Genomic DNA, 24,383 nt, shown 5'->3' on the forward strand with positions numbered 1-24,383 from the left:
GCGGTGGTGAGTTGGTTGCGATCAAAGCGGCGTCGAGTTCACGCGCGCCGCGCGCCGTGCCAGCGCGTTTTCGAATGCCGCGAAGAGCTTGCGCATGGCGCTCTTCTTGTAGGGAAAGACACTCTCCCAATCCATCGAATGGACGATCATCGCCACATCCGCCTCGAACACCAGCAGCCGGCCATTGGCGAGTTCAGCGCAATCGATGGCGAAATAGTCCAGCCCGAGGCGCCGGTGAAGGGCTTCGAAGGCGTGTGCGTGGCGCACCGCGAAGTCGTTGTCGAAGCTGGCCATCCACGCCGCTTCCTCGGCACGCCTGTCTTCGTGCTGGGTCATGCCGGCGTTCAGATAGTGGACCATCCAATGTTCGGAAACCGCGAGATGGCTGGCGTAGGGGCGCCCGTCGATGAACGCGACGCGCTGCTTGCGGAATTTGCGGTCCGTCCCGCTGTAGTCGATGAATGGCGTGACATAGAATTCGGCCTCGGCGTGCGAACTCAAATAGGCCGAAAGCTCCGATCGCGTGGAGATCTTCTCCATGCCCTTGCCGGCATGCGTGCCGGCCGGGCGCACGATCACCGGAAACGCCTTCGCCGCGAGGATTGCCCCGACCTCGATTTCCCCGCAAGCCAGCCTCTCGATAACGGCACGGTCAACGCGCGCGGCGGGCGGAGCAAGGATCGAAGGCTCGTCCTTCAGCGCCTCGGCGACGCCGTCCCTGGACAGCGCCTTGATGCGGCGCGGTGCGTTGTTGACTATCGGTCCGGCCCAATGGCGCAGCAGCCGGTCGAGGTTCACCAGCACGGCCAGGTTCGCCGCCGACTCGCCGACAGCCACGAACGCGACATCATGCTCGGGCACGTCCTTCAGATCGGCCGTGTCGGCATCGACATAATAGAGCAGCAGGTTCGTGTCGGAATCCTCGAGCAGGAATTCGATCGGCGTGTTGGCCATGAAGTCGCCGGCCGTCATGAAGACAAGGACGTTCAGGCCCGTGCCGCGTCCGTTGCGGACCCGGTATTGGCGGCTGATCTCGAGCGCCGCCTTCTGGCTGAGCGCCGCCTTGTCTTCCTCGCCGATCGCATGAAGCAGGATCGACACGTCCAGGAATGCCGCGGCATCGGTGACATCGGCGGAAATGCGTCCGAACAGCCCGTTCCACAATGGCGAGATATCCCGCCCCTCGAAGACGGCCCGCACGATGGGCGCCTTGCCCGTGATGAGATTCTGATCGTCGAATGTCTCGATTTGAACTGCCGCGCTTTTCAAGCCCTCAAGCCTTCTGCCACGCGGTGGTTACGGCCGGTTCAGCCTCCACGCCGCCTGCACGATGTGCAAGTGGCACTTTGGGCTCCGGCGCTTGTGCGAGCCTTGTGGCCCGGCGAGCGGATCGCAGCGTTGGCCGCTGCTGGCCTCGGTCAGCGATCGGCCTTCGTCGACGTCCCCGCCCCGAACCGCAAGCCGTCCATCAACAGCTTGACCAGCCGGCGCGAGCGGTCGCGCCACTCCGGCGTGTCCGGCGCGGAGTAGATGCCGCCGAGCGCGTGCAGAACGTCCGAGGCGTCGACGTCGCCGCGGATGGTGCCGTCGGCCACCGCCGCCTCGACCAATTGCCGCAGCGCCTGTGAGACCCGGCCCGACGTGTCGGAAAACAGCGTCGAATTGGTGGTGAGCAGGATGCGCAGGCTGGTCGCCAGACCGCGCTTGGTGGCGATGTAATCGACGAAACGCCGCATCCACTCTTCCAGCGCGACATCTGACGAATGTTTTTGGGCAAGCTCGCCGGCGGCCGCGCACAGCCCCTCCGCCTCGCGCCTATAGACCACCTCGACCAGATGCTCGCGCGTCGGGAAATGCCGGTAGAGCGTGCCAATGCCGACGCCGGCGCGCCGTGCGATCTCCTCCAGCGAGGCATCGATGCCGCGCTCGGCGAACAGCTCCGCCGCCACCTCGACCAGCCGGTCGCGATTGCGCCGGGCATCCGCGCGCAGCGGCTTGCTCTCCGTGGCGGTCTGTTCAGCAATGATCGACGGCTCTGCGGCCAATTTTTTCTCCACTGTCGAAATATGGGGCTTGAACCCGGCCGGGTCAGCCCCCACGTAATAAACGGAGGCGCCTCCGTTTTAGTGGAGTGCCTTTATCATATAATCAGGGGAACCGGTATGTCACGTCCGCAAACTGCCGAGCGTGTAATCTCCCCCCTCGAGGGGGAGATGTCGCCGAAGGCGACAGAGGGGGTCGCCCCGCATGAAGCGCCAACTTCCTTCCGCCGCAGGAGGTTGCATCCGGTCGAACCGACCCCCTCTGGCCTGCCGGCCATCTCCCCCTCAAGGAGAGAGATCAGCAGTTCCGCCGTCTTCACCCTATCCGCCCCGCGTCAAGCAACTGGAGCCAGGCGCCCATGACGAACACAATCCCCGTCCATCTCGACATCAACGGCCAGCACCACGAATTGCAACTCGAGCCGCGTGTCACGCTGCTCGATGCCTTGCGAGACCGCCTCGGCCTGACCGGCACCAAGAAGGGCTGCGACCACGGCCAGTGCGGTGCCTGCACCGTGCATGTCGACGGCGAGCGCGTGCTGGCCTGCCTGACGCTGGCAGCCCAGGCCGAGGGCCGCGCCATCACCACCATAGAGGGGCTTGCACGGGAGGGCGAACTGCATCCCGTGCAGGCTGCCTTCCTCGAACAGGACGCCTTCCAGTGCGGCTATTGCACCCCCGGGCAAATCATGTCGGCGGTGGCCTGCATCCGCGAGGGCCATGCCGGCTCGGATGATGAGATCCGCGAATACATGGCCGGCAATCTCTGTCGCTGCGGCGCCTATCCGCACATCGTCGCCGCCGTGCGCCAGGCAGCCCTGGAGGTCGCGTCATGAAGGATTTTTCCTATCTTCGAGCCAGCTCGACGGACGCCGCGCGCCAGGCGGCCGCCCTGCCCGGCGCCATGCTCTTGGCTGGCGGCACCACGCTGATCGACCTCGCCAAATGCGGCGTCGCCGAGCCCGACACGCTGGTCGACATCACCCACCTCAAGGGGCTCGACCGGATCTCGGTCGACGAGCGCGGCGCCACCATCGGCGCGCTCGCCCGCATGGGCCATGTCGCCGACCACGCCGACATCAAGAGCCGCTTCCCCGCCGTCTCGGAGGCGCTGTGGCAAGCGGCGTCGGCGCAGATCCGCAACATGGCGACCATCGGCGGCAATCTGATGCAGCGCACACGCTGCCCCTATTTCCGCGATCCCGCGAACTTTCCGGCCTGCAACAAGCGGCAGCCCGGCAGCGGTTGTTCGGCGATCGGCGGCGTCACCAGGGGACACGCGGTGCTCGGCACCAGCGCGGCCTGCATCGCCATGTACCCCGGTGACCTCGCCACCGCGCTGGTCGCCTTCGACGCGACCGTCCGTCTCGGCGAGCGTCAGCTTTTAGTCGACGACTTCTTCCTGCTGCCCGGCGCCACGCCGGATAGGGAGCATGCGATCGAGCCTGGCGAGATGATCACCGCCATCGAAATCCCCTCCTCCGCCGCGGCCCGCCGCTCGACCTATCTGAAGATCCGCGACCGGGAGTCCTATGAATTCGCCGCGGCCAGTGCCGCGGTCGGGCTCGAACTGGAAGCCGATGGCCGCACCATCCGCGACCTGCGCGTGGCGCTCGGCGGCGTCGCCACCAAACCCTGGCGCGCGCGGGCGGTGGAAGACGCCCTGAAAGGCAAGGTGCTGGAGCCGGATACCGTGCGGGCCGCCAGCCTGCTCGCGGTCGAGGGCGCCGTCGACCATGGCGCCAACCATTACAAGATCGAGCTCGCGCCGCGCGTCGTCGCGCGCGCCATCCTCAAATTGGGAGAAGCGGCATGACCGTTCACACAAGACATGGCGATGCGTCCGACGGCGCGCTGGCGGAAGCCGTCGGCGGCCGGCTGTCGCGCGTCGACGGCCCGGCCAAGATCACCGGCGCGGCGAAATACGCCGTCGAGCAGCAGCTCGAAGGCCTCGCTTACGCCGTGCTGGTCGAAAGCACGATCGCATCGGGCAAGGTGCGCGCCATCGACACCAAGGCGGCCGAGGCGGCACCGGGCGTGCTGCGAGTGCTCACACCAGACACCATCATCAGCCTCAGGAGCGCGTCGGACTGGTTCGGCACGCCGCCGCCCGACAAGCCCTATTGCCCGCTGGCGCGCGACATCACCTTCTCGGGCCAGCATGTCGCCGCTGTCATCGCCGAGACCTTCGAGCAGGCGGTCGCCGCGGCGGCACTCGTCAAGGTCAGCTATGACGAGACGCCGGCAATCGTCGACCTCAGCGATAGCAAGGCCGGCGACGGCATCCCGATCGACGCCATGACAAAGGAATGGGGCGACGCCCAGGCCGCCTTCGCCTCGGCCCCGGTGCGGATCTGCGCCGCCTACAACACGCCGCGCGAATACCAGGCGCCGATGGAGCCGCATGGTCTGATCGCGCGCTGGGAGGGCGACAGGCTGACCGTGTGGGAGCCGAGCCAGTGGCTGGACGGCATGGCCCGCACCTATGCCGAATGGTTCGGCGTGCCGTTCGAGAATGTGCGGCTGGTCTCGCCCTATATTGGCGGCGGCTTCGGCTCCAAGGCGCTGGCGCTCAGCCATGGCGCGGTGGCCGCATGTGCCGCCAAGATGCTCGACCGGCCGGTGCGGCTGGTCATGACGCGCTCGCAGACGTTCACCGGCTATGGCGGCCGCGCCGCGACCCGGCAGACGGTGACGATCGGCGCCGACCATGACGGCCTGATACAGTCGATCGTGCATCGCGGCGTCAATGAAACATCGATCGACGGCATGTGGGTCGAGCCGCTCGGATCGGTCACCTCGATCATGTATGCGACGCCGAATTTTTCCTCCAAACAGAATGTCGTGCGGGTGAATTCGGTGGTGCCGGGCGCCATGCGCGCGCCGGGCGAAAACCCGAGCGCCTTCGGCATCGAAAGCGCCATCGACGAACTCTCCTACGAGGTCGGCATGGATCCGCTGGAGATCCGGCTGCGGAACTACGCCGAACAGGATCCGGAAGCGAAAAAAGCCTGGTCGACCAGGCAGTTGCGCGAGGCTTTTGCCGTGGGCGCCGAGCGCTTCGGCTGGGCCAGGCGCACGCCGGAGCCCCGCTCGATGCGCGACGGCAACCAGTTGATCGGCTGGGGCGTCGCCGCCGGCACCTATCCGGTGCGGCGCGCCTATGGCGAGGCGATCGTGCGCATCCTGGCCGACGGCTCGGTCGAGGTCGAAAGCTCCTCGATCGACATGGGCCAGGGCACCTACACCATCCTGGCGCAGACCGCTGCCGAAACGGTCGGCGTGCCAGCCGACGACGTGGTGGTGAGGCTGGGCGATTCCCGCTTTCCCCGTGCCGGCGTCGCCGGCGGCTCACGGCAGGCCGGCGTCATGACCGGCGCCGTCTACAAGGCCGCGACCGCGGCGCTCGACCAGTTGATCGGCCTGGCGATCAGCGATCCGCGCTCGCCCTTCCACGCCCTGCAGGCCAACACGCTGGTCGTCGCCAACGGCCGTATCACCGCGCCGCGCGGCGACGGCCCCGATGTCTCGATCGCCGAACTGCTCAAAAGCGTCGGCCGCGATCGCATCGAGGCGACAGGCGACACCATGCCGGCCAATTCGAGCGCCGAGGACCGCTACAAGAACTACACCACCATCGCCATGGCGCTGCCGCATACCGAGGGAGACTACTCCCGCCACTCCTGGTGCGCGCATTTCGTCGAGGTGCGTGTCGACGAGGATTTCGGCACGGTGCGCGTGTCGCGCGTGGTGTCGGCGCTGGATTCGGGCCGGCTCTACAACCCGAAACTCGCCGAAAGCCAGTGGAAGGGCGGCATCATCATGGGCATCGGCCAGGCGCTGCTCGAGGAAGGCATCATGGACCGCCGCCACGGCCGCATCGTCAACAACAACCTCGCCGATTATCTGGTGCCGACCAATGCCGACATTCCCGACATCGAGGTGATCTCGGTCGGCATCCCCGACCTGCATTCCTCGGTGCTCGGTGGCAAGGGCGTCGGCGAGCTCGCCATCGTTGGCGTCGCCCCGGCGATCGCCAACGCGGTGTTCCACGCCACGGGGAAAAGGGTGCGGGATTTGCCGATCACGCTGGAGAAGCTGATCTAGCTAGGTGGCTAGTCGGGAGAACCGATGCAGTCGTTGAGATCTATCCCACCTGTATCCGGATCGATGGAGCAGTATTTGATCTTTCCATCGGGGCCGATGACTTGGGCCCGGTGCTTCCCATCCGCCTGCTTCAGGACCAGGTTTGTCACCATGGCCAGCGTCGGAGCGCGTCGTTTGCCTAGTCTTCCAGCGGCCTTTGCAGACTTAGCTGCGGTGCTCATTGCGGTAACCTTCCAGCGTTAATGGAGTTTGCGAGTTGCGAAGATAGGCTGGACACTTGTGCCGCCGGTCCTAGTTCGTCGGGGTTGGCTTTGTCGGGGGGACCCATGGTCAAAACCAGATCCTGGCTTCGGTCGCGCTGGCCGCTAAGCAGTGGATTGCCGCCTGTGCCGAACCGGACCAGTTTCCAAGTTGGCGCGACGCCACCTGACGACACGATATCGAATCGAATATCGTGTGAGATGGCGTCGATCTTGGACGGATATTTAGGATGCGCCGAGACTTCACTTTGACCGCCTTGGCTGACGGTAATGTTCAGCGCCTGGTATAGCCATTCCTTGATCTTGAGGTCGCTGCGCACGAACAAGGTTCCCGGCTCAGGCCGTCCGGTCTTGCAGTCGAATTTCTTGCCGCCGATGAAGTCCTTGACCTTATAGGTGATCGTGAATTTGTCTGTCCGGGTGGCCTGGTTCTTGTAGGTGCCCGACAGGCCGAGTGTGAATGTCTGCGACTTGGCCAGCGGATGCAGGGCAGTGATGAACGATGGTGTCGGATTGAGCGTGGACTGCTCATCGGCGGCGAAGGTCAAATTGACCTGGGCGTTCCACCCGAAGACAAAGCCATATTGGCTTTCGAGCAGCGGCTTGCCCTGGATGTTGCCGTGCAATTCGCTCAACGCACCAGCGAGTTCACATTCGATCTGCTGAGCGACATCAGACTCGAGCGCTCCGGCATTATCGGGGTTGCCCCAGAACTCCTGTATGCTTGGCGTAACAGTTCCGCAGGCTGTCAGTGCGATTGATAACAACAGCGCCACGATTACTCGCGCTCTTTTCCCCACGACCCCCTCCGAAAACAGCTTTATCGGCACGTCAAAGTTGGAAAATTAAGCATGTAAAATCATCTTCAATTACCGCAAACAGTAGAAAAATCATGTAGTTGCGCGCAACAGCGATTTCATCATATCTGCTCGGAATCTCGAAACACGGCGCGAAAAAACAACACTATTTGTGGATTCAGTTTCTCCTTATAGTATTGTCTTATTAAAATAAAAAGCACAATGGTGGCAGGTGGATTCCAAATCAACAATTCGAGAGCAGACGCACATTCCTCGTTGGCCGGCCTTTGCGACTGAAATGGGGAACGGGTACGCACCAGACACACTTGGGACCCAAGAACAACAACCAGCGCAGTAGAATAGTGCGATGTAGGTGGCCTACTCCTGCGACGGCCGGCGGCTTCGAACAGGAAAGCTGGCCAGCGCGCCCAGCCCGGGCTCCAGGCAGGTTAGCACGCTGGAGAACAGATCGATGAACAGGGTGTTGACTAGGATCGAGGCGCGAGCAGCCCTATTCCTGCCTCTCCCACGCCGAACGGCAGCTGCAGCCGCCATGCCGTAGGCGGTGGTGTCATTCCTCATTTCCCGGCATTGCCACGTCGCGATCTGCCCCCACTAGCACCAATGAAGTCTCCTCCCTTGCGGGGAGTTGGGGGCCGGGGATTGGGGTCAGCGTCAACAAAATCCGTATACGATAGCCAAGGCAGAGAATACACTTCACCCGCCATCACGTCCCCTGCCCCTTCAGGAACTGGCTGAGCAGATCCACCGGCAGCGGGAACACCACTGTGGACGAGCGCTCGCCGGCGATGTCGTGCAAGGCCTCGAAATAGCGCAGTTGCATGGCCTGCGGCTCGGCCGCCAGCATGCGGCCCGCCTCGACCAGTTTCGCCGCCGCCTGCTGCTCGCCATCGGCATTGATCACCTTGGCGCGCCGCAGCCGTTCGGCCTCGGCCTGCTTGGCGATGGCGCGGATCATGTTTTCGTTGAGGTCGACATGCTTGATCTCGACATTGGACACCTTGATGCCCCACGCATCGGTGCGCTGGTCGAGGATTTCCTGGATGTCGCTGTTGAGCCTGTCGCGCTCGGCCAGCATCTCGTCGAGTTCGTGCTTGCCGAGCACCGAGCGCAGCGTGGTCTGCGCCAGCTGGTTGGTGGCGGCCATGAAGTCTTCGACCTGGATGACCGCCCGCTCGGCGTCGACGATGCGGAAATAGAGCACCGCGTTGACCTTGACCGAGACATTGTCGCGCGAAATCACGTCCTGCGGCGGCACATCCCGCACCACCACGCGCAGGTCGACCTTCACCATCTGCTGGATGAAGGGGACAAGGATGATGAGACCCGGCCCCTTGACCCCGGTGAAGCGGCCGAGCGTGAAGACCACGCCGCGCTGATATTCCCGGAGAATGCGTATGGACGCGGACAGGAATATGATCACGACCAGTGCAACGATCAGATAGGCCACGTAACCAATCATCATTGTCTTGCTCCATTCCTTCCCGCGTCGCGCCGCCGCACGGTCAGCACGAGGTCGGCGATGTCGGTCACCTCGACGCTGTCGCCGGCCGCGATCGGTTCATCGGCCTTCGCCCGCCAGCGCTCGCCCAGGGCCAGCACATGGCCCTCGCCACCCTGCCAATCGAGGATCTCGGCCAGCTGGCCACGCATCGCCTCGCCGCCGACGCGCGGCGGGTTCTTGCGCGCCGCCCAGAGATAGGTGCCGCTCAGCAGCGCCAATCCAAACGTCAGCGCGGCGGCGGGACCGATGACCGCCCATGACATGGCAAAGCCCGGCCCCTCGACCCTGAGCAGCATGGTTGCGCCGAACAGAAAGGCGGCGACGCCGCCGAGCCCAAGCACGACGGTGGGATTGAAGGCCTCGATGATGAGGAAAACGACGCCGAGCAGCATCAGGGCAAGGCCGGTATAGTTGATCGGCAGGAGATCGAGCGCGTAGAGGCCGAGCACGAGGCAGATGGTGCCGATGACGCCGGGCGCCACGGCACCCGGGCTGGTGAACTCGAAGACGATGCCATAGACGCCGACCAGCATCAGGATGACGGCGGTGTTGGGATCGGTGATTATGGAAAGCAGCCGGATGAACCAGCCGGGCTCCAGCGTCTCGACCGGCAGCCCTTTCGTCGCCAGCACGACTTTCCTGCCGGCCACATCGACGGTGCGCCCATCGGCCATCTGCAGGAGTTCGGTGGTGTCGCGGGCGACGAAGTCGATCACATGTTCCTGCAGCGCCGCATTGGCCGAAAGGCTCGCCGCCTCGCGCACGGCCTTCTCGCCCCAGTCGCCATTGCGACCGCGCAGTTCGGCGAGCGAACGGATCAGGGCGACGGCGTCATTGGTCACCTTGGCCATCATCGCGTCGCCCGCGGGCCGTCCACTGGCGTCCTTCTGGTCGCCCTTCTCGCCGCCCGGAAGCGACGGCAGCCCGCCAAACTCCACCGGCGTCGCGGCACCCACATTGGTGCCGGGCGCCATGACAGCGACATGGGTGGCGTAGAGGATATAGGTGCCGGCGCTCGCCGCATGGCCGCCGGCCGGCGCGACATAGCCGATGACCGACACCGGCGACGCCAGTATATCGGCGATCATCTCGCGCATCGAGGTGACCAGCCCGCCCGGCGTATCGAGCTGCAGGATGAGGACTGCCGCGTCCCGTTTGGCCGCGACATCAAGCGCTTCCTCGAGCTGCCTGCTGCTTGCCGGCCCGATGGCGCCGTCAATTGCGACGCTCAAGGCGACCCTCTCGCTCTCGGCCGAAGAGAAGGGACAAAGAACAGCCGCGACGACGAAGGCCGCGGCAAGAAGGGCCACCCGCGCGAAGGTCACGCTCAAAGCTCCATGGATTCAATATGGGGTTGTATTTGGGCGAGTCCATAGACGACGCGACATCGGCGATCGTGACGGCCGAATCGACGGCCGGAAGGGCAAGATGGCGGGCAGGCCAGAGGAGACACGCCAGAATCCCAGCCCTCGGCGCGGCGCGTGAATCCGTTCGGCGCGACGCTCTTCAGGAGCGAGCGCAAATCAGCAGGCTTGGGTCCGCGAACGCGCGCAACCGCCGGTCTCCCCTGCGGAGCAGATCGGCGGCTTCAGCGCCAATCAGCTGCCAGCGGCGTGCCGATGTCCGAAACCAGTTTGACGAGATCGGCCTGGCGTCTCGTGCCGGTTTTGGCGAAGATGCGGTTGAGGTGTGTCTTCAGCGTGGTTTCGCCGATGCCGAGCGACGATGCGCTCTTCGAGGCGGACAATCCGCTGCCGATGCGCAGCAGCACCCGCGCCTCCGCGGGCGTAAGCTCGAACAATGTGGTGAGAACGGCTTCCGGCAGTGGCGAAGCGGACGTCGTGGTCGACACGAAGACGGCGGCGCAAGCGGGCCGAAAAACCGCGCGGGCGGTTCTTTCGGTCAACGGCAATACATAGGCGACTGCCGGCGGCTGCCCCGGGGCCGAAATGGGCAGGCCTATGCCTCGGGCGCCAAGCGAGGCATCCGCGCTGGCGGCATTGGCGATCGCATCCAGAAGCGGACGGGCCACCGCCGGGTTTTGCACCTGGAGCAGGCCTTTCCTGGAAAGAATCGGGCCCTGCATCGAAAACATCCGTTCGGCGGCCCCGTTCGCGTAGAGGATGGCGCCATTGGCGCCGGTCAGAACAACAGGCACGGCCAGATGGTCGAGCGCCTGGCGATAAAGATTGGCGGTAACGCGGGTCTGATCGAGCAGGTCTCCAATCAGCGACGCACGGCGTAGATGCGGCGAGAGCAATGCCAGGAAACGCTGATCTTCGGCTGAGATGACCGCCCTCGTGGCCCGCGTGGTGCAGCCCACGAGCCCGATCCGGTCCGATGTATGAACGAATTTGGTGATACAGCCCTCACGCAATCCCTGCGGTTTGGCCCAATTTTTAAAAAACGGCGTCTGCTGGAGTTCGGCCTCGCTCATCCGCGACAGCGTGGCGACAGGGGTGTCGACGTCGCCGACGACCGCGGCCTTCAGCCCCGGAATCGTGTCGAAGTCATAGTCATCCTGGAGCACGCGCATCTGCTCCGGATCCCAGGGCGATTGGGCCGCGAAGCGGCCGTGATTGCCGTCGGTGCTGGCAAGCGCGATGGTGGTATAGGCGGCGTCGACAGCCGTTGTGATCCGGGTCATCACCCCGGCCCAGCCGTCGGGGTTCAAAACGCAATCATAGATATCGCCGATAATCGAAGAAAGGACTTCGCTGCTTGGTCTCTCCATCACGCCTCCAAGCATGCCCCCGATCCCGCCGCTGGCGGATCTTGCGGCGTCATACTTTCGGATGACGCCAGGCGCGGTCGCTGTCAATTAAAGGTTCAATTCGATCAATTGAACGCCAAGCGGCCACTGTTGCCGGTTATTCTCACAATGGAAAGCATCGCGTTCGATTTTTTTGAAACTGGGTGCTCTGTTGAGGTCTTACATTGTCACGAAAGACGGTGTTTTCATCGGCTCAATTGCCATCACATCTTGACGAACGCGAACGATTTTCCCTCTGGCAAGACATTCATGTCGCGGAAATATGGTCGGTCGAGTACGGCATATCGCAAAACCTGCCTTTCGAAGCCGCGATCGAAGCCACGGCTGTCGGGCCGCTCGTTCTTGGCCAGATGTCTGGAACCATCAAGCATGCGACGAGGAAGGCGAGCAACATCGCCGAAGACGACAATGACGGCTATCTGCTGCTGATCAACAAGGCCGACACCGTGTTGGCCGGGGCTCAGGTCGGCCGCGAATATGGCATCGGTCAGGGAGAAGCCGTCCTGGTCACCGCGTCGGAAGCGCTGAAAATGGGTGGTGCGGACAGGAATGTGTGGGCGAATGTGGTGGTCCCGCGCGCCATCCTTTCCAAGGCCTTCCCGCAGATCGACGACAAGCTGGCGTTGAAGATCGGCGCCGACAACGAAGCCCTCGATCTTCTCAAGCGCTATTGCCTGCTTCTTGAAACCGGCCGCCCGCTCGGCTCACCCGATCTCATAGCCCACGCGACGGAGACGATCGTCGATTTGATTGGCCTGCTGACCGGCGCGAAAGGTCAGGCTGCCGAACTGGCCGGCCTTCGCGGCTTGCGCGCCGCCAGGCTGCAGGCGATCCTGGCCAAGATCGCCGACAATTTTGCCGACCCCGGCATCTCCGCCCAAGGTGTCGCGCAAGAACTCGGCCTGTCGGCGCGCTACATCCACGATCTGCTTCAGGAGACGGGCACCAGCTTTACCGAACGCGTTCTTGAACTGCGCTTGCAGCGAGCCCACAAGATGCTTTCGCACAGACACAATGACGACATGCGGGTCAGCGACATCGCCATGATAAGCGGATTCAGCGATGTGTCCTATTTCAACCGCTGCTTCCGTCGCCGCTTCGGCCACACGCCGACCGGGGCCAGATAGACCTGGGCACCCTCCGGCAACCGGCAAACCGGCGCGCCATGTCTGATTCCCTCTCCTTGAAAGGCCGAAAAGCCATGGCGCCGGCGGCGATCGATGGGACCAAACGGCCACAGTGCGCGGAAAAGGCACGGCATTTCACTCCAGTCCAATTCCAGTGCTGCCCTGCCCAAGACAACAGCCGGGCGCCGATGACATGTCAGCCTCAGGGTGCAACGACTGCCAGGTCAGGGGATTGAATGCCGCAGAATGGATTTGAAGGCCGCAAGATGAAGGCGTTGAAATATCTGGCGTTGGCTTCGACGGCGCTGATCGGCCTTGGCCAGTCGATCTCCGCATCGGCCGCCGATAGCTGGACCGGCGCCGCCTCCACGAACTGGTTTACCCCCGGAAACTGGAACCCCGCCGCTGTTCCGACATCGAGCGACGACGTTACTCTCGATGCCACGTTCCCGCATCCGGCGGTGGTCAATGCGCCGAATGCAGCCGCGCACTATGTGTTTGTCGGCACCATTGCCGATTACACAGGCTCGCTGACGATTACGAACGGCGGCACCCTCTCCGACACGGCCGGCTATCTCGGCTACGTTTCGAACGCGGGCGGCACGGTGAGCGTCGTTGGAGCAGGCTCGGTCTGGAGCAACAGTTCCGACCTTTTCCTTGCCTTGGGTACGAACAGCACCGGCACCCTGACGATCTCGAACGGCGGCGCTGTGAGCGACACCATGGGTCATGTCGGCTACGGTCTGGGCACCGGCACCGTGACGGTCGACGGAGCCGGCTCGACCTGGACCAACAGCGGGGCGCTCTTCATCGGCGATGCCGGCACCGGCACGCTGACGATCTCCAATGGCGGCGCTGTCAGCAATTCCTTCGGCTCGATCGGTGAGCAGGCCGGTTCCAATGGCGCAGCGACGGTCACCGGCCCCGGCTCGTCCTGGACCAATTCCGGCAATCTCCTTGTCGGCTGGGGCGGCGCCGGCACGCTGACGATCCAGAACGGCGGCGCGGTGAGCAACGACAGTGGCATCGTCGGCGCCAAATCCGGCACGACCGGCGCTGTGACAGTCGCCGGCGCCGGCTCGTCCTGGACCAATTCCGGCGAGCTCTATGTCGGCTGGGACGGCGCCGGCACGCTGACGGTCCAGAGCGGTGGCATGGTGAGCAACACCAACGGCTATATCGGCGCCAATTTCAGCCCGGCTGCCGCCGCGACGGTGGAAGGCGCGGGCTCGCACTGGACCAATTCCGGCTTTCTCTCCATCGGCTATTTCGGTGACGGCGCGCTGATGATCCAGAACGGCGGCGCAGTGAGCGCTGCGTCGGGCTACATCGGCGTCAATCCCGGTTCGAGCGGCACCCTTACGGTCACCGGAAGCGGATCGACCTGGAGCGACACGGACGGCCTCTACGTTGGAAATTACGGCACTGGCATAGTGAGGATCCAGAACGGCGGCCTCGTCAGCAGCAACATCGGCTTTGTCGGCGCCGAAGCGGGCTCGACCGGCGCGGCGACGGTCGATGGCATAGGTTCGATCTGGAGCATCGCGTCGAGCCTCTTTGTCGGGGACGCCGGCACGGGCACGTTGACGATTTCGAATGGCGGCACCGTCAGCAATGACGCGGGGACCATTGGCGCGAAAGCAGGCTCGACCGGCATGGTATTCGTCGACGGGTTGGGCTCGACATGGACCAACAGCGGATTGCTGGTTGTCGGCGATTACGGCACCGGCACGCTGGCGATCTCGAACGGTGGTACCGTCACCAGCAATGCCGGCTATCTTGGTTTTGATGTCGGGTCGACGGGTTCGGCTATCGTTAGCGGCGCGGGCTCAAGCTGGACCAGCAGCAGCCTTCTTATTGTCGGTCAGCGCGGCACGAGCTCATTGATCGTCTCGAATGGCGGCAAGATCGCCGACACCGATGGCTATCTGGGCTTTTATGCCGGGGTCACCGGTACCGCTAATGTCGACGGCACCGGCTCGACCTGGACCAATAGCGGAGATCTCAATGTCGGCATCAGCGGCACTGGCATGCTGACGATCGCGAATGGCGGCACGGTGTCGGCCGGCGGCGTGGTCAACATCGCCGTCATGGCGGGCTCTGTCGGCACGTTGAACATCGGCGCGGCGAGCGGATCGCCCGCGGCGGCCGCGGGCGCGCTCAATGCGGCAAGTGTCCAGTTCGGACCGGGTGCTGGCGCAATCAACTTCAATCATACCGACACGAACTACACTTTCGCGTCGGCGATCAACGGCGCGGGCACGATCAACCAGATCGCCGGCACGACGAGCCTGACCGCCGATTCCAGCGCCTTCACAGGTGCGACCTACGTCACGGGTGGCCGGCTGGCGGTGAACGGCTCGCTGGCCAATTCGGCGGTAACAGTTGCGGGTGGCACACTTGGTGGCAACGGTACGGTTGGCGGCATCGTCGTACAGTCGGGCGGCATCATCGCACCGGGCAATTCGATTGGCACCCTCGACGTCGCGGGCGGCATCGACCAGGCAGCGGGCTCGACCTACCAGGTCGAACTGACATCGACCGGCCAGTCCGACCTCGTCCAGGCGACGGGCACGGCGACCATCGCCGCCGGCGCGGTCCTCGACGTGGTCAAGACGGATGCCGCGCCTTATGTGCTGGGCACACACTACACCGTGCTGCAGGCCGATACCGGCGTCATCGGCACCTACACGCTCAGCGGGGCCGGCCCCTTCATCGGACTTGTCGCCAATTACGACCCGACGCATGTCTATCTCGATGTGGTGCAGGCAAAGTCTTTCGCCTCGGTCGGCCTGACGCCCAACCAGATCGCCACCGGCGGCGGCGCCGAAAGCCTTGGCGGCGGCAATCCGCTCTTTGATGCCATAATGGGCCTGCCGAGCGAAACCGCTGCCCAGGCAGCCTTCGACCAGCTCTCGGGTGATATCCATGCCTCGGCCAAGGGCATGCTGCTCGAAGACAGCCGTTTCGTCCGCGACGCCGCCAGCAATCGCATCGCCGCGGCTTTCGGCGATGGTGGTGCGGCGGCACTGCCGGTCATGGCCTATGGCGAGGGTGGACCGGAGATGGTCGCCGCCGACACCGATCGCTTCGCCGTCTGGGGCCAGGCCTTTGGTTCGTGGGGCAACAAGGACAGCGATGGTAACGCCGCCGCCTTCGACCGCTCGACCGGCGGCCTGCTGGCCGGCGCCGACACGTTGGTCGGCGGCTGGCGCGTCGGCCTCATCGGCGGCTACAGCCATTCCTCTTTCGATGCGGACGCCCGCAACGCCTCCGGCAAGAGCGACAGCTATCATCTTGGCCTCTATGGCGGCACCAATTGGGGTGCCATCGCCTTCCGCAGCGGCGCGGCCTACAGCTGGAGCAGCCTCTCGACAAGGCGCTCCGTCGCCTTCGACGGTTTTGCCGATCAGCTCTCGGCCGATTACGATGCCGGCACGGCGCAAGCGTTCGGCGAATTCGCCTACAAGGCCGATGCCGGGCGCTTCAAGGTCGAACCCTTCGCCAATCTGGCCTATGTCAGTCTGCATACCGACGGCTTCACCGAAACGGACGGTGCGTCGGCTTTGACCAGCGCCGGCACAAGCACCAACGCCACCTTCACCACGCTGGGCCTGCGAGGCTCGACGGGCTTCATGCTTGGCGGCGTCGACGCCACCGCGCGCGGCATGCTCGGCTGGCGCCATGCCTTCGGCGATGTCGCGCCGACGTCCAGCTTCGCCTTCGCGGGCGGAGACGCCTTCACCATCGCCGGCGTGCCTGTCGCCAGGGACGCGGCGGTAGTCGAGGCCGGTCTCGACCTCGACATGTCGGCCAATGCCACGCTCGGCCTCTCCTATACCGGGCAATTCGGCGGTGGCACGGTCGACCAGGGCGCCAAGATCAATCTGGGCCTGCGGTTCTGACCCAGAGCATGATGCCGAAAAGTGTGACATCATGTCTCTTTGATTAGGGCCGGCTTTTGCAGCCTGAGCCGGCACGTCAGTCGATCCTACTCCGGCGAAGGCACCGGCGGCTTCGATGTCAGCGCGGTGCCGGCGGCCGCGACGATGACGGCGGCGATGCCGGCGAGTTGCGGCACGGTGAGGCTCTCGTGCAGGAACAGGAAGCCGGCGAGTGCGCCCAGTCCCGGCTCCAGGCAGGTCAGCGTGCCGTAGATGCGGGCCGGCATCCGGGTCAGCGCCACCATCTCGAGCCAGAACGGCAGCGCGCTGGAGAACAGGCCGACCAGCAGCGCGCTGACCAGGATCGACGGCGCGAGCAGCCCCGTTCCGGCCTCAGCCACGCCGAAAGGCAGCACCAGCACCGCGGCGATAGCCATGCCATAGGCCGTGGTGCGCGAGCCGAGTTCCGCGCCCGCCTTCTGGGCGAGCACGATGTAGAGCGCCCAGAAGCCGCCGGCCGCCAGCGCCAGCATCACCCCGGTCGGATCAAGCGGCTGCAGCGAGTGGACAAAGGGCGAAAGCAGGACGATGCCGGCCACGGCCAGCGCGATCCAGGCGAAGTCGCTGGCGCGCCGCGAGGTCAGCGTCGCCACCAGAAGCGGCCCGGAAAACTCCAGCGCCACCGCGACGCCGAGCGGAATCCTGGCGAGTGCCGCATAGAACAGCAGGTTGAGCGCGCAAAGCGTCACGCCATAGGCGATGAGCCACGGCAGGGTGGCGCGCGACGGCCGCACCTGCCACGGCCGCAGCACCGCGATCAGCATCAGCGCGCCGATGACCAGCCTGAGCGTCGTCGTGCCCTGCGCGCCGATGACCGGAAACAGCGTTTTGGCGAAGGTGGCGCCGATCTGGATCGACACCATGGCGCCCATCAGCGCCGCGACGGGCAAGGGCGCCGCTTCGCGACGGGCAACCGGGGTCAATGTCACTTGATGCTATCCTCCATGCCGCGGGCGTCAGCTCCCTGGCGGCCTGGGGATAGGCCGAACCGGCCCGCCTGTCGTGAGGCAGCGGAAACGGCTTGATGGGGTCAGGACCGGTGCGCGAGGCGAACAGCCTGCAGCCGCCGCCTCAGCCGGCAAATGACACGCCCCTGCGGCGCATCCCGGCCTGCACGCCAAGCAGGATCAGCCGGGACAGGATTTCCATGTCCAGCGGCATGCTTGGGCGCCAGACGTCGAGCAGCAGCGCCACCCGGGCCTCATCGGCGTTGTTCATCACCTCGTGCGGGTAGGTGTCATCCCACAGCATGCCCTCGCCGTCGGTGATCCGCCTCTCCTGATGATTGATCATCATGACGGTTGCCGGGCGGCCATCCGCCTGCCGCGGAATGGCCAGGCCAAGGTGAAATCGCATGATGCCCCGAAAAGGCCCGCGATGGCTGGGGATGTGTTTGCGCGGTGCCAGGAACGAAACCGCCGCCGATTTGACTTCCGGGCATTCGGCCAGCAGCCGCGCAAGAACCGGCATCCGTGCGAGGTTCTCCGGCACCGCGAGGTCATAGGCCTTGAGCACGAACATGCGCCAGTCGAGACCGTCATTGGCCGAGATTTCGGCCTGCTCCGGCATGATGTCGTGGAAGCGCGGCACTTTGTTCAGTCGCACGGCAAGCGCTTCGTCGCGGATGCCGCGCCAGGCACTGGTGAATTTCGCCGCGTTCGGAAATTCGGTGGCTACATCAAGGATAGCCGGCGCGTCTATCCGTTTTTCGTAGACACGCCGGATCACATCGGATGCAAGATCGTAGGTGCGCGACATTTCATGGCCTCGACGATACTATAAACGAACATCTGATGCTTCGGCTTACACATTTTAGTCACTGCGTGACGAGTTGGTCGGCCAGCCTTGGCCCGGTCTTGATGTCGATGATTTCGGGCTTGTTGCTGTCGACAAAGCCGTTCCGATATCACAGGCGAAATGAGGTGCCCGTGGCACCGGGCCACGTTTCAACCTGTCATGGGACGTTTCCCTATTGCTGGGTGGCCGTCACCGGCGTTTCGTCGGTATCCTGCCCGGGATCTTGTTTGGCCGCCCTGCCCTTGAAAATGCGTCGCACCGTCACGAACAGCAGCGGCACCAGGAACACGCCGATCACGGTCGCCGCGATCATGCCGCCCATGACGCCGATGCCGACCGAGTTCTGCGCGCCGGAGCCGGCGCCGCTGGCGATCGCGAGCGGTGTGACGCCGAGGATGAAGGCCAGCGACGTCATCAGGATCGGCCGCAACCGTTGTCGCGCCGCCTCCAGCGTCGCCTCGACGAGCCCCATGCCCGCCGCTTGCCGCTCGATCGCGAATTCGACGATCAGGATGGCGTTCTTGGCAGCCAAGCCGATCGTGGTCAGCAGGCCGACCTTGAAATAGACGTCGTTGGTCTGGCCGAACAGGCTTGCCGCCAGCAGCGCGCCGAAGATGCCGATCGGCACCGACAGCATGACCGCGAACGGGATCGACCAGCTTTCATAAAGTGCCGCAAGGCACAGGAACACAACCAGCGCCGAAATCGCATAGAGCGACGTCGCCTGGTTGCCCGAAAGCCGTTCCTGATGCGACAGCCCGGTCCATTCATGCGAATAGCCGGGCGGCAGTTGGGCGACCAGCCTGTCGATCTCGTCCATCGCCGCGCCCGAACTCACTCCGGCCGCCGCGGCGCCCTGGATCTCGACCGCGGCCGATCCATTGTAGCGTTCGAGCCGGGGCGAGCCGAAGGTCCAGTGGCTGGAGGCGAAGGCCGAGAACGGCACCATGTCGCCGCTCGGATTGCGCACCTGCCATTTGTCCAGGTCTTCCGGCTGCATGCGGAAGTTGGCGTCCGACTGCAAATAGACCGGCTTCACCCGTCCACGATCGATGAAATCGTTGACGTAGTTGCTGCCCCAGGCGGTCGAGAGCGTGTTGTTGATGTCGGCGAGGCTGACGCCCAGCGCGCTTGCCTTTTCCTGGTCGATGTCGATGGAGAATTGCGGCTGGTCCTCCTGGCCGTTGGGCCTGGTATTGGCAAGCAACTTGCTCTGCGCGGCGAGGCCCAGAAGCTGGTTGCGCGTCTGGATCAGTGCGTCGTGACCGGCGCCGTTGACATCCTGCAGGTAGAAGTCGAAGCCATTGGTGTTGCCGAAGCCCTGGATGGCCGGAGGCGCAAGCGCGAAGACCTGCGCGTCCCTGATCTTCCTGAACGCGCCCATGGCGCGACCGGCGATCGCCTGCGCGGCCATGGCCGGCGATTTGCGCTGGTCGAAAGCCTTCAGCGGCACAAAGGCGATGCCGACATTCTGCCCGGCGCCGCCGAAGCCGAAGCCCGATGCGGTGAAGACGCCCGCGACCGCGTCCTTTTCGTCCTTCAGATAGTGGTCGGTCACCTGCGCCAGCACGCGCTCGGTGCGGTCCTGCGTGGCGCCGACCGGCAGCTGCACGCTGGTGATCAGGATGCCCTGGTCTTCTTCAGGCAGGAACGAACTCGGCAGCCGGGCAAACAACCAGCCGACGCCGATGACGATGGCCAGGAACACGGCGAGGAAGCGCCACGACCGGTTGATGATGCCATGCGAGCCATCGCGATAGGCTGTCGTGCCGCGGTCGAACATGCGGTTGAACCAGCCGAATGGACCGGTCTGCGTCGCATGGTTCTTCGGCCGCCGCAGGATCGTGGCGCAAAGCGCCGGTGTCAGCACCAGCGCCACCAGCACGGACAGCACCATGGCCGAGACGATGGTCACCGAGAACTGCCGGTAGATGATGCCGGTGGAACCGCCGAAGAAAGCCATCGGCACGAACACGGCCGAAAGCACGGTGGCGATGCCGACCAGCGCGCCGGTGATCTCGTTCATCGATTTTTCCGTCGCCTCTTTCGGCGACAGATCTTCCTCCTGCATGACGCGCTCGACATTCTCGACCACCACGATGGCGTCGTCGACGAGCAGGCCGATGGCCAGCACCATGGCGAACATGGTCAGTGTGTTGACGGAATAGCCGAACAGCGACAGCACGCCGAACGTGCCGAGCAGCACGACCGGCACGGCGATGGTCGGGATGATCGTCGCCCGCAAATTCTGCAGGAAGATGAACATCACCAGGAACACCAGCACGATCGCCTCGGCCAGCGTCTTGACCACCTCCTCGATCGAAAGCCGCACGAAGGGCGAGGTGTCGTAGGGATAGACGACCTCGACCCCTTGCGGGAAGGTCGAGCTCAGGCGATTGATCGTCGAGCGCACCGCCTCCGCGGTGTTGATGGCGTTGGCGCCGGTCGCCAGATTGATGGCGACACCGGCCGCCGGCTTGCCGTTGTAGTGGGCTTGCGTCGTGTAGCTTTTGGCGCCGAGCTCGACCGTGGCGACATCGTTGAGGCGGACCAGCGAACCGTCCGTCTGGCTCTTCAGGATGATGTTGCGGAACTGTTCCGCGGTCTGCAACCGGCTCTTGGCGGTCACCGTGGCGTTGAGTTCCTGGCCCTTGCGCGCCGGCAGGCCGCCGAGCTGGCCGGCCGAGACCTGCGTGTTCTGCGCCTGGATCGCGGCCGCCACGTCACTCGGCATCAAGGCATATTTGGCGAGCTTGTCGGGATCGAGCCAGATGCGCATGGCATAGCCCGAGCCGAAAAGCTGCGTCGAGCCGACGCCTTCGACGCGCTTCAGCGTGTCGTTGATGGTGGCGTCGATATAATCGGCCAGATCGGTCGAGTTCATCTTGCCGTCGCTGGAGACGAAACCGATGACCATCAGGAAGCCGGTCGAGGATTTGGAGACGGTGATGCCGTTGCTCTGCACCACTTGCGGCAGCTGCGACTGGACGAGTTGCAGCTTGTTCTGCGTCTGCACCTGGGCGGTGTCGGGATTGGCGGCACTGGTGAAGGTCAGCGTGATCGAGGCCGAACCGGTCGAGGTCGATGTGGCCGTCATGTAATCGAGATTGTCGATGCCGGTCATGCCTTGCTCGATGACCTTGGTCACCGAATTTTCCACCGTCTGGGCGTCCGCGCCCGGATAGGTGGCGCTGATGTTGACCGTGGTCGGCGCGATCTGCGGATATTGCGAGATCGGCAGCGTGGTGAGCGCGAGCAGGCCCCCCAGCATGATCACGATGGCGATCACCCAGGCGAAGATCGGCCGGTTGATGAAGAATGTGGACATCGGCTCAGTTTCCGGTCGAGGCGGCGGGCGCCGGTTGCTGGCCGGCGCTGGCCATCTTGGAGGGGGCGGATGCGGCCGATGTCTGCCCGCGATCCTTGATCTCGCCGGTCGCCTCGTCGATTGTCACTTCGACACCCGTCGCATCGCCGCCGGGCCGCACCAGTTGCAGGCCCTCGACAATGACACGATCGTTGTCGCCGACGCCCGAATCCACCAGCCAGTTGTTGCCGACGCTGTTGCGCACCGCGAGCACGCGCGTCTCGACCTTGCCCTGCGCGTTGATGACCATGGCGGTCGCCTCGCCCTTGGTGTTGCGGGTGACGGCGCGCTGCGGCACCAGGAAGCTGTTCTGGGCGACGCCCTCCTCGACGAGTGCCCGCACATACATGCCCGGCAGAAGCAGGCGATCGGGATTGGGGAACTCGGCCCTGAGCGCGAAGGTGCCGGTCGTCTGGTCGACATTGGCGCCGGCGAATTCCATCTTGCCGGTCTGCGCGTAGATGGTGCCGTTCTCGAGCTTCAGCTTGACGCTGACATTGGGACCGCTGAACTTCAGCCGCCCTTCCGTGATCGCCTGGCGCAGATCGAGCAGATTGGTGCTCGACTGCGTAACGTCGACATTGATCGGGTCGAGCGAACGGATGGTGGTCAGCACGGTTGCCTGATTGGTGGTGACCAGCGCGCCCGGCGTCAGCGTGGACTTGTCGATGCGGCCGGCGATCGGCGCGGTGATCGAGGTGCGATCGAGGCTGATGCGCGCCGTCTCCACGCTGGCCTTGGCCGAAGCCACATCCGCCTGGGCCTGCGCCAGCGTGGCGGCGGCATCGTCATAATCCTGTTTGGAAACAACGTTCTGCTTCAAGAGCCCGGCGTAGCGGTCGAACTTGGCCTGCGCGGTCGGCACCGCCGCTTCCGCCTTCTGCTGGGCCGCTACGGCGCTGTCGTAGGCGGCCTGGTAGCTGGCCGGGTCGATGAGATAGAGCGGTTGCCCCACCACCACCTCGGCGCCCTCCTCGAACAGGCGCTGCTGGATGATGCCGTCCACTTGCGGCCGTACCTCGGCGATCAGCGAAGCCGCCGTGCGTCCCGGCAATTCGGCCGTGATAGCGACCGATTGCGGATGCAGCGTGACGACGCCGACCTCCGGCTTGCCCACGCCACCCATGCCGGCCGGCGTCTTGCCCTGCTCCTGCGAACATGCCGCCAGCAGAAGGGCGGCAGTGAGCGCCACCGTCCAGGGGGCGAAGCGGCGCGGATGATTAGACTGGATCGGCATGGCCTGGATCTTTCCCTGGAGTTTCGGTCGCCGTCTGGCTGTCCGCGAAGGTGGGGTTGAAAGGATCGACGAGAGTGCCGGCGATGGCGAGCGATGTGGTGACGATCGGTGCCACGGCGCCCGATGTCATGGCGCCCGATGTCATGGCAAAGGCCACGCCGGTACGGCGTCGAACAAAACTTCGAAGCGGCTCATGCTGCGCTCCTTCTTCTCGGCCAGAGAACACCCGATGAATTTCGAGTTGGCGGCCGCGATGCCCATCCATGGCATTATGCCGATGATCGACGACATGCCAAGCACCTTGCCGGGCGCCCTGCGCGATCTTGCGGCGATAGTGTCCGTGGCGGTGGGGCCGCGAGACTGGCAGCGACAGGCGCCAGGCGGCGAAGTCCAGGCGGATCGCGCCCTTCAGCGTATCGGCCGGCAGGGCCAGCGGCACGCCGCGCCCGGGCGGTGCCGCCCGGCGGCCGGCGCGGCCGAGCGAGAATTTCGGGCTGACCGACGCGATCAGCCGCAGCATCATCAGGGCTTCCCACATTGCCGTGCTTCCATTGGGGTATCGAAGGGTGGACGGCGGTACAGGACCGCCATCCACAAGACCGGCCGGCCCGAGAACGGGTTGGACACCGGGCCGGCCGGCGCGGCCGGCCAGGATTATCCGCCGTTCCCGGGCTGGGGCGGCGGCGGGCCATCATTGGGCAGGCCGCCTTGGCCGGCTGCGTCATCCGGCGGGCCGCCCAGGGGACCGGGGGGTGGTCCATGCGGGCGTTCCGCCGAAGCGAGGATTTCGAGCTGTTCGGGCGTGAGCTTGGCGCGCAGCACGGCGATCGCATCCTTCAGCTTGGCGGCCGAGGCCGAGCGCGCCGTGACGTCGTCGGCCAGCCTCTCCTGGAAGGCGAAGGGATCGGCCTTGCCGCCCGGACCCGCATCGGGGCCCTTGGCCTCGGAGCCGCCAGGACCATGATCGTGACGCGCAAGCAGCGCCTGCAGCGCGCTGGTATAGTCGCGCCACGCGTCGAGCTGCTCGCTGCGGATGCCGACGCGCGTCTCCAGCACCGCCAGCCGGGCCGCCAGCATGAAATCCGGCGGCAGTCCCATGCGGCGGGGGCCGAAACCTTCCGGGCCAAAGCCCTGCCCGCCCCAACCCTGCGGACCCCAACCCCGTGGACCGTGCCGCATCGGCCCATGCGGGCCAAAGCCCTGCGGGCCCGGCCCGTTCTGGCCGCACAAGGCCATCGGCCCGTGGTCAGGCCCATCCTGCATAGCCATGGCTGGCGGCCCACCAGGGGCGCCGTCGGGATCTGGCTGGGCGGCCAGAGCGGGGTGGATAGCGGCGACGGAAAACAGGCCGAGCGCAAGAAGTCTGCTTCGCATGACGGTGTTCCTTTCTCTCATGCATCGGATGGC

At 64.9% G+C, this 24,383-nt stretch carries 18 protein-coding genes; 5 read left to right on the forward strand and 13 right to left on the reverse strand.

Translation table 11 applies throughout. The features are described from left to right. Positions 1–21: 21 nt before the first annotated feature. Both FJ548_RS10080 and FJ548_RS10085 read right to left on the reverse strand, forming a co-directional pair. Entirely contained in the window at positions 22–1,269 is a 1,248-nt protein-coding gene (locus FJ548_RS10080) for a tetratricopeptide repeat-containing protein (RefSeq protein ID WP_140777777.1), read from the reverse strand. A 149-nt stretch (positions 1,270–1,418) separates the two neighbouring features. After that, the gene (locus tag FJ548_RS10085) at positions 1,419–2,045 is read right to left on the reverse strand and encodes a TetR/AcrR family transcriptional regulator (protein WP_140777778.1); all 627 of its coding nucleotides are present in this window, start codon (positions 2,043–2,045) and stop codon (positions 1,419–1,421) included. 356 nt (positions 2,046–2,401) lie between these two features. On the opposite strand from FJ548_RS10085, the gene FJ548_RS10095 reads away from it, so the two are divergent. The 3 genes from FJ548_RS10095 to FJ548_RS10105 are packed head-to-tail and all read left to right on the forward strand — an operon-like array spanning position 2,402 to position 6,149. Next, positions 2,402–2,878, forward strand: coding sequence for a (2Fe-2S)-binding protein (locus FJ548_RS10095; RefSeq protein WP_140777780.1), 477 nt, complete (start codon positions 2,402–2,404; stop codon positions 2,876–2,878). Next, positions 2,875–3,858, forward strand: coding sequence for a xanthine dehydrogenase family protein subunit M (locus FJ548_RS10100; RefSeq protein ID WP_140777781.1), 984 nt, complete (start codon positions 2,875–2,877; stop codon positions 3,856–3,858). The genes FJ548_RS10095 and FJ548_RS10100 overlap by 4 nt, the downstream gene beginning before the upstream one ends. Next, a complete protein-coding gene (locus FJ548_RS10105) occupies positions 3,855–6,149 on the forward strand; it encodes a xanthine dehydrogenase family protein molybdopterin-binding subunit (protein WP_140777782.1) in 2,295 nt (764 codons plus the stop codon). Before FJ548_RS10100 ends, FJ548_RS10105 begins: the two co-directional genes overlap by 4 nt. 8 nt (positions 6,150–6,157) lie before the next feature. On the opposite strand, the gene FJ548_RS10110 is transcribed toward FJ548_RS10105, so the two are convergent. From FJ548_RS10110 to FJ548_RS10130, 5 genes are all read right to left on the reverse strand, one after another. Beyond that, positions 6,158–6,370, reverse strand: a complete 213-nt coding sequence (locus FJ548_RS10110) for a hypothetical protein (protein ID WP_140777783.1) — start codon at positions 6,368–6,370, stop codon at positions 6,158–6,160. Then, the gene (locus FJ548_RS10115; RefSeq protein ID WP_140777784.1) at positions 6,367–7,185 is read right to left on the reverse strand and encodes a hypothetical protein; all 819 of its coding nucleotides are present in this window, start codon (positions 7,183–7,185) and stop codon (positions 6,367–6,369) included. Before FJ548_RS10115 ends, FJ548_RS10110 begins: the two co-directional genes overlap by 4 nt. 748 nt (positions 7,186–7,933) lie before the next feature. Further along, positions 7,934–8,692 carry a slipin family protein gene (locus FJ548_RS10120; RefSeq protein WP_140612031.1) on the reverse strand — a complete coding sequence of 253 codons (759 nt, stop codon included), beginning with the start codon at positions 8,690–8,692 and terminating at the stop codon, positions 7,934–7,936. After that, on the reverse strand, positions 8,689–10,056 hold the full coding sequence (locus FJ548_RS10125) for a nodulation protein NfeD (protein ID WP_140694574.1): 1,368 nt from the start codon (positions 10,054–10,056) through the stop codon (positions 8,689–8,691). Before FJ548_RS10125 ends, FJ548_RS10120 begins: the two co-directional genes overlap by 4 nt. Positions 10,057–10,319: 263 nt before the next feature. Beyond that, positions 10,320–11,465: a helix-turn-helix transcriptional regulator gene (locus FJ548_RS10130; protein ID WP_140777785.1), complete on the reverse strand. Its 1,146-nt coding sequence runs from the start codon at positions 11,463–11,465 to the stop codon at positions 10,320–10,322. A gap of 218 nt (positions 11,466–11,683) precedes the next feature. Here FJ548_RS10130 and FJ548_RS10135 point away from each other — a divergent pair, with 218 nt between their 5' ends. Together FJ548_RS10135 and FJ548_RS10140 are read left to right on the forward strand one after the other, a co-directional pair. Then, positions 11,684–12,631 carry an AraC family transcriptional regulator gene (locus tag FJ548_RS10135; RefSeq protein ID WP_246678607.1) on the forward strand — a complete coding sequence of 316 codons (948 nt, stop codon included), beginning with the start codon at positions 11,684–11,686 and terminating at the stop codon, positions 12,629–12,631. Positions 12,632–12,867: 236 nt separating this feature from the next. Further along, the gene (locus FJ548_RS10140) at positions 12,868–16,536 is read left to right on the forward strand and encodes an autotransporter domain-containing protein (RefSeq protein WP_140777787.1); all 3,669 of its coding nucleotides are present in this window, start codon (positions 12,868–12,870) and stop codon (positions 16,534–16,536) included. Between the two features lie 86 nt (positions 16,537–16,622). Here the strand turns inward: FJ548_RS10140 and FJ548_RS10145 are convergent, their stop codons facing one another. The 6 genes from FJ548_RS10145 to FJ548_RS10170 form a co-directional block, all read right to left on the reverse strand. Continuing rightward, entirely contained in the window at positions 16,623–17,504 is an 882-nt protein-coding gene (locus tag FJ548_RS10145; protein ID WP_140612042.1) for a DMT family transporter, read from the reverse strand. Positions 17,505–17,646: 142 nt separating this feature from the next. Then, positions 17,647–18,333 carry an aspartyl/asparaginyl beta-hydroxylase domain-containing protein gene (locus FJ548_RS10150; RefSeq protein ID WP_140612044.1) on the reverse strand — a complete coding sequence of 229 codons (687 nt, stop codon included), beginning with the start codon at positions 18,331–18,333 and terminating at the stop codon, positions 17,647–17,649. Positions 18,334–18,544: 211 nt separating this feature from the next. Beyond that, positions 18,545–21,700 (reverse strand): efflux RND transporter permease subunit, encoded by a 3,156-nt coding sequence (locus tag FJ548_RS10155; protein WP_140777788.1) that lies wholly within the window; start codon positions 21,698–21,700, stop codon positions 18,545–18,547. Positions 21,701–21,704: 4 nt separating this feature from the next. Beyond that, on the reverse strand, positions 21,705–22,976 hold the full coding sequence (locus tag FJ548_RS10160) for an efflux RND transporter periplasmic adaptor subunit (RefSeq protein ID WP_140777789.1): 1,272 nt from the start codon (positions 22,974–22,976) through the stop codon (positions 21,705–21,707). Beyond that, positions 22,960–23,514 (reverse strand): hypothetical protein, encoded by a 555-nt coding sequence (locus FJ548_RS30370; protein WP_246678608.1) that lies wholly within the window; start codon positions 23,512–23,514, stop codon positions 22,960–22,962. Before FJ548_RS30370 ends, FJ548_RS10160 begins: the two co-directional genes overlap by 17 nt. A gap of 116 nt (positions 23,515–23,630) precedes the next feature. Next, positions 23,631–24,350 (reverse strand): hypothetical protein, encoded by a 720-nt coding sequence (locus FJ548_RS10170; protein WP_140777790.1) that lies wholly within the window; start codon positions 24,348–24,350, stop codon positions 23,631–23,633. Positions 24,351–24,383: the final 33 nt, after the last annotated feature.

This window comes from Mesorhizobium sp. B2-4-17 (assembly GCF_006441275.1).
GTDB lineage: Bacteria > Pseudomonadota > Alphaproteobacteria > Rhizobiales > Rhizobiaceae > Mesorhizobium.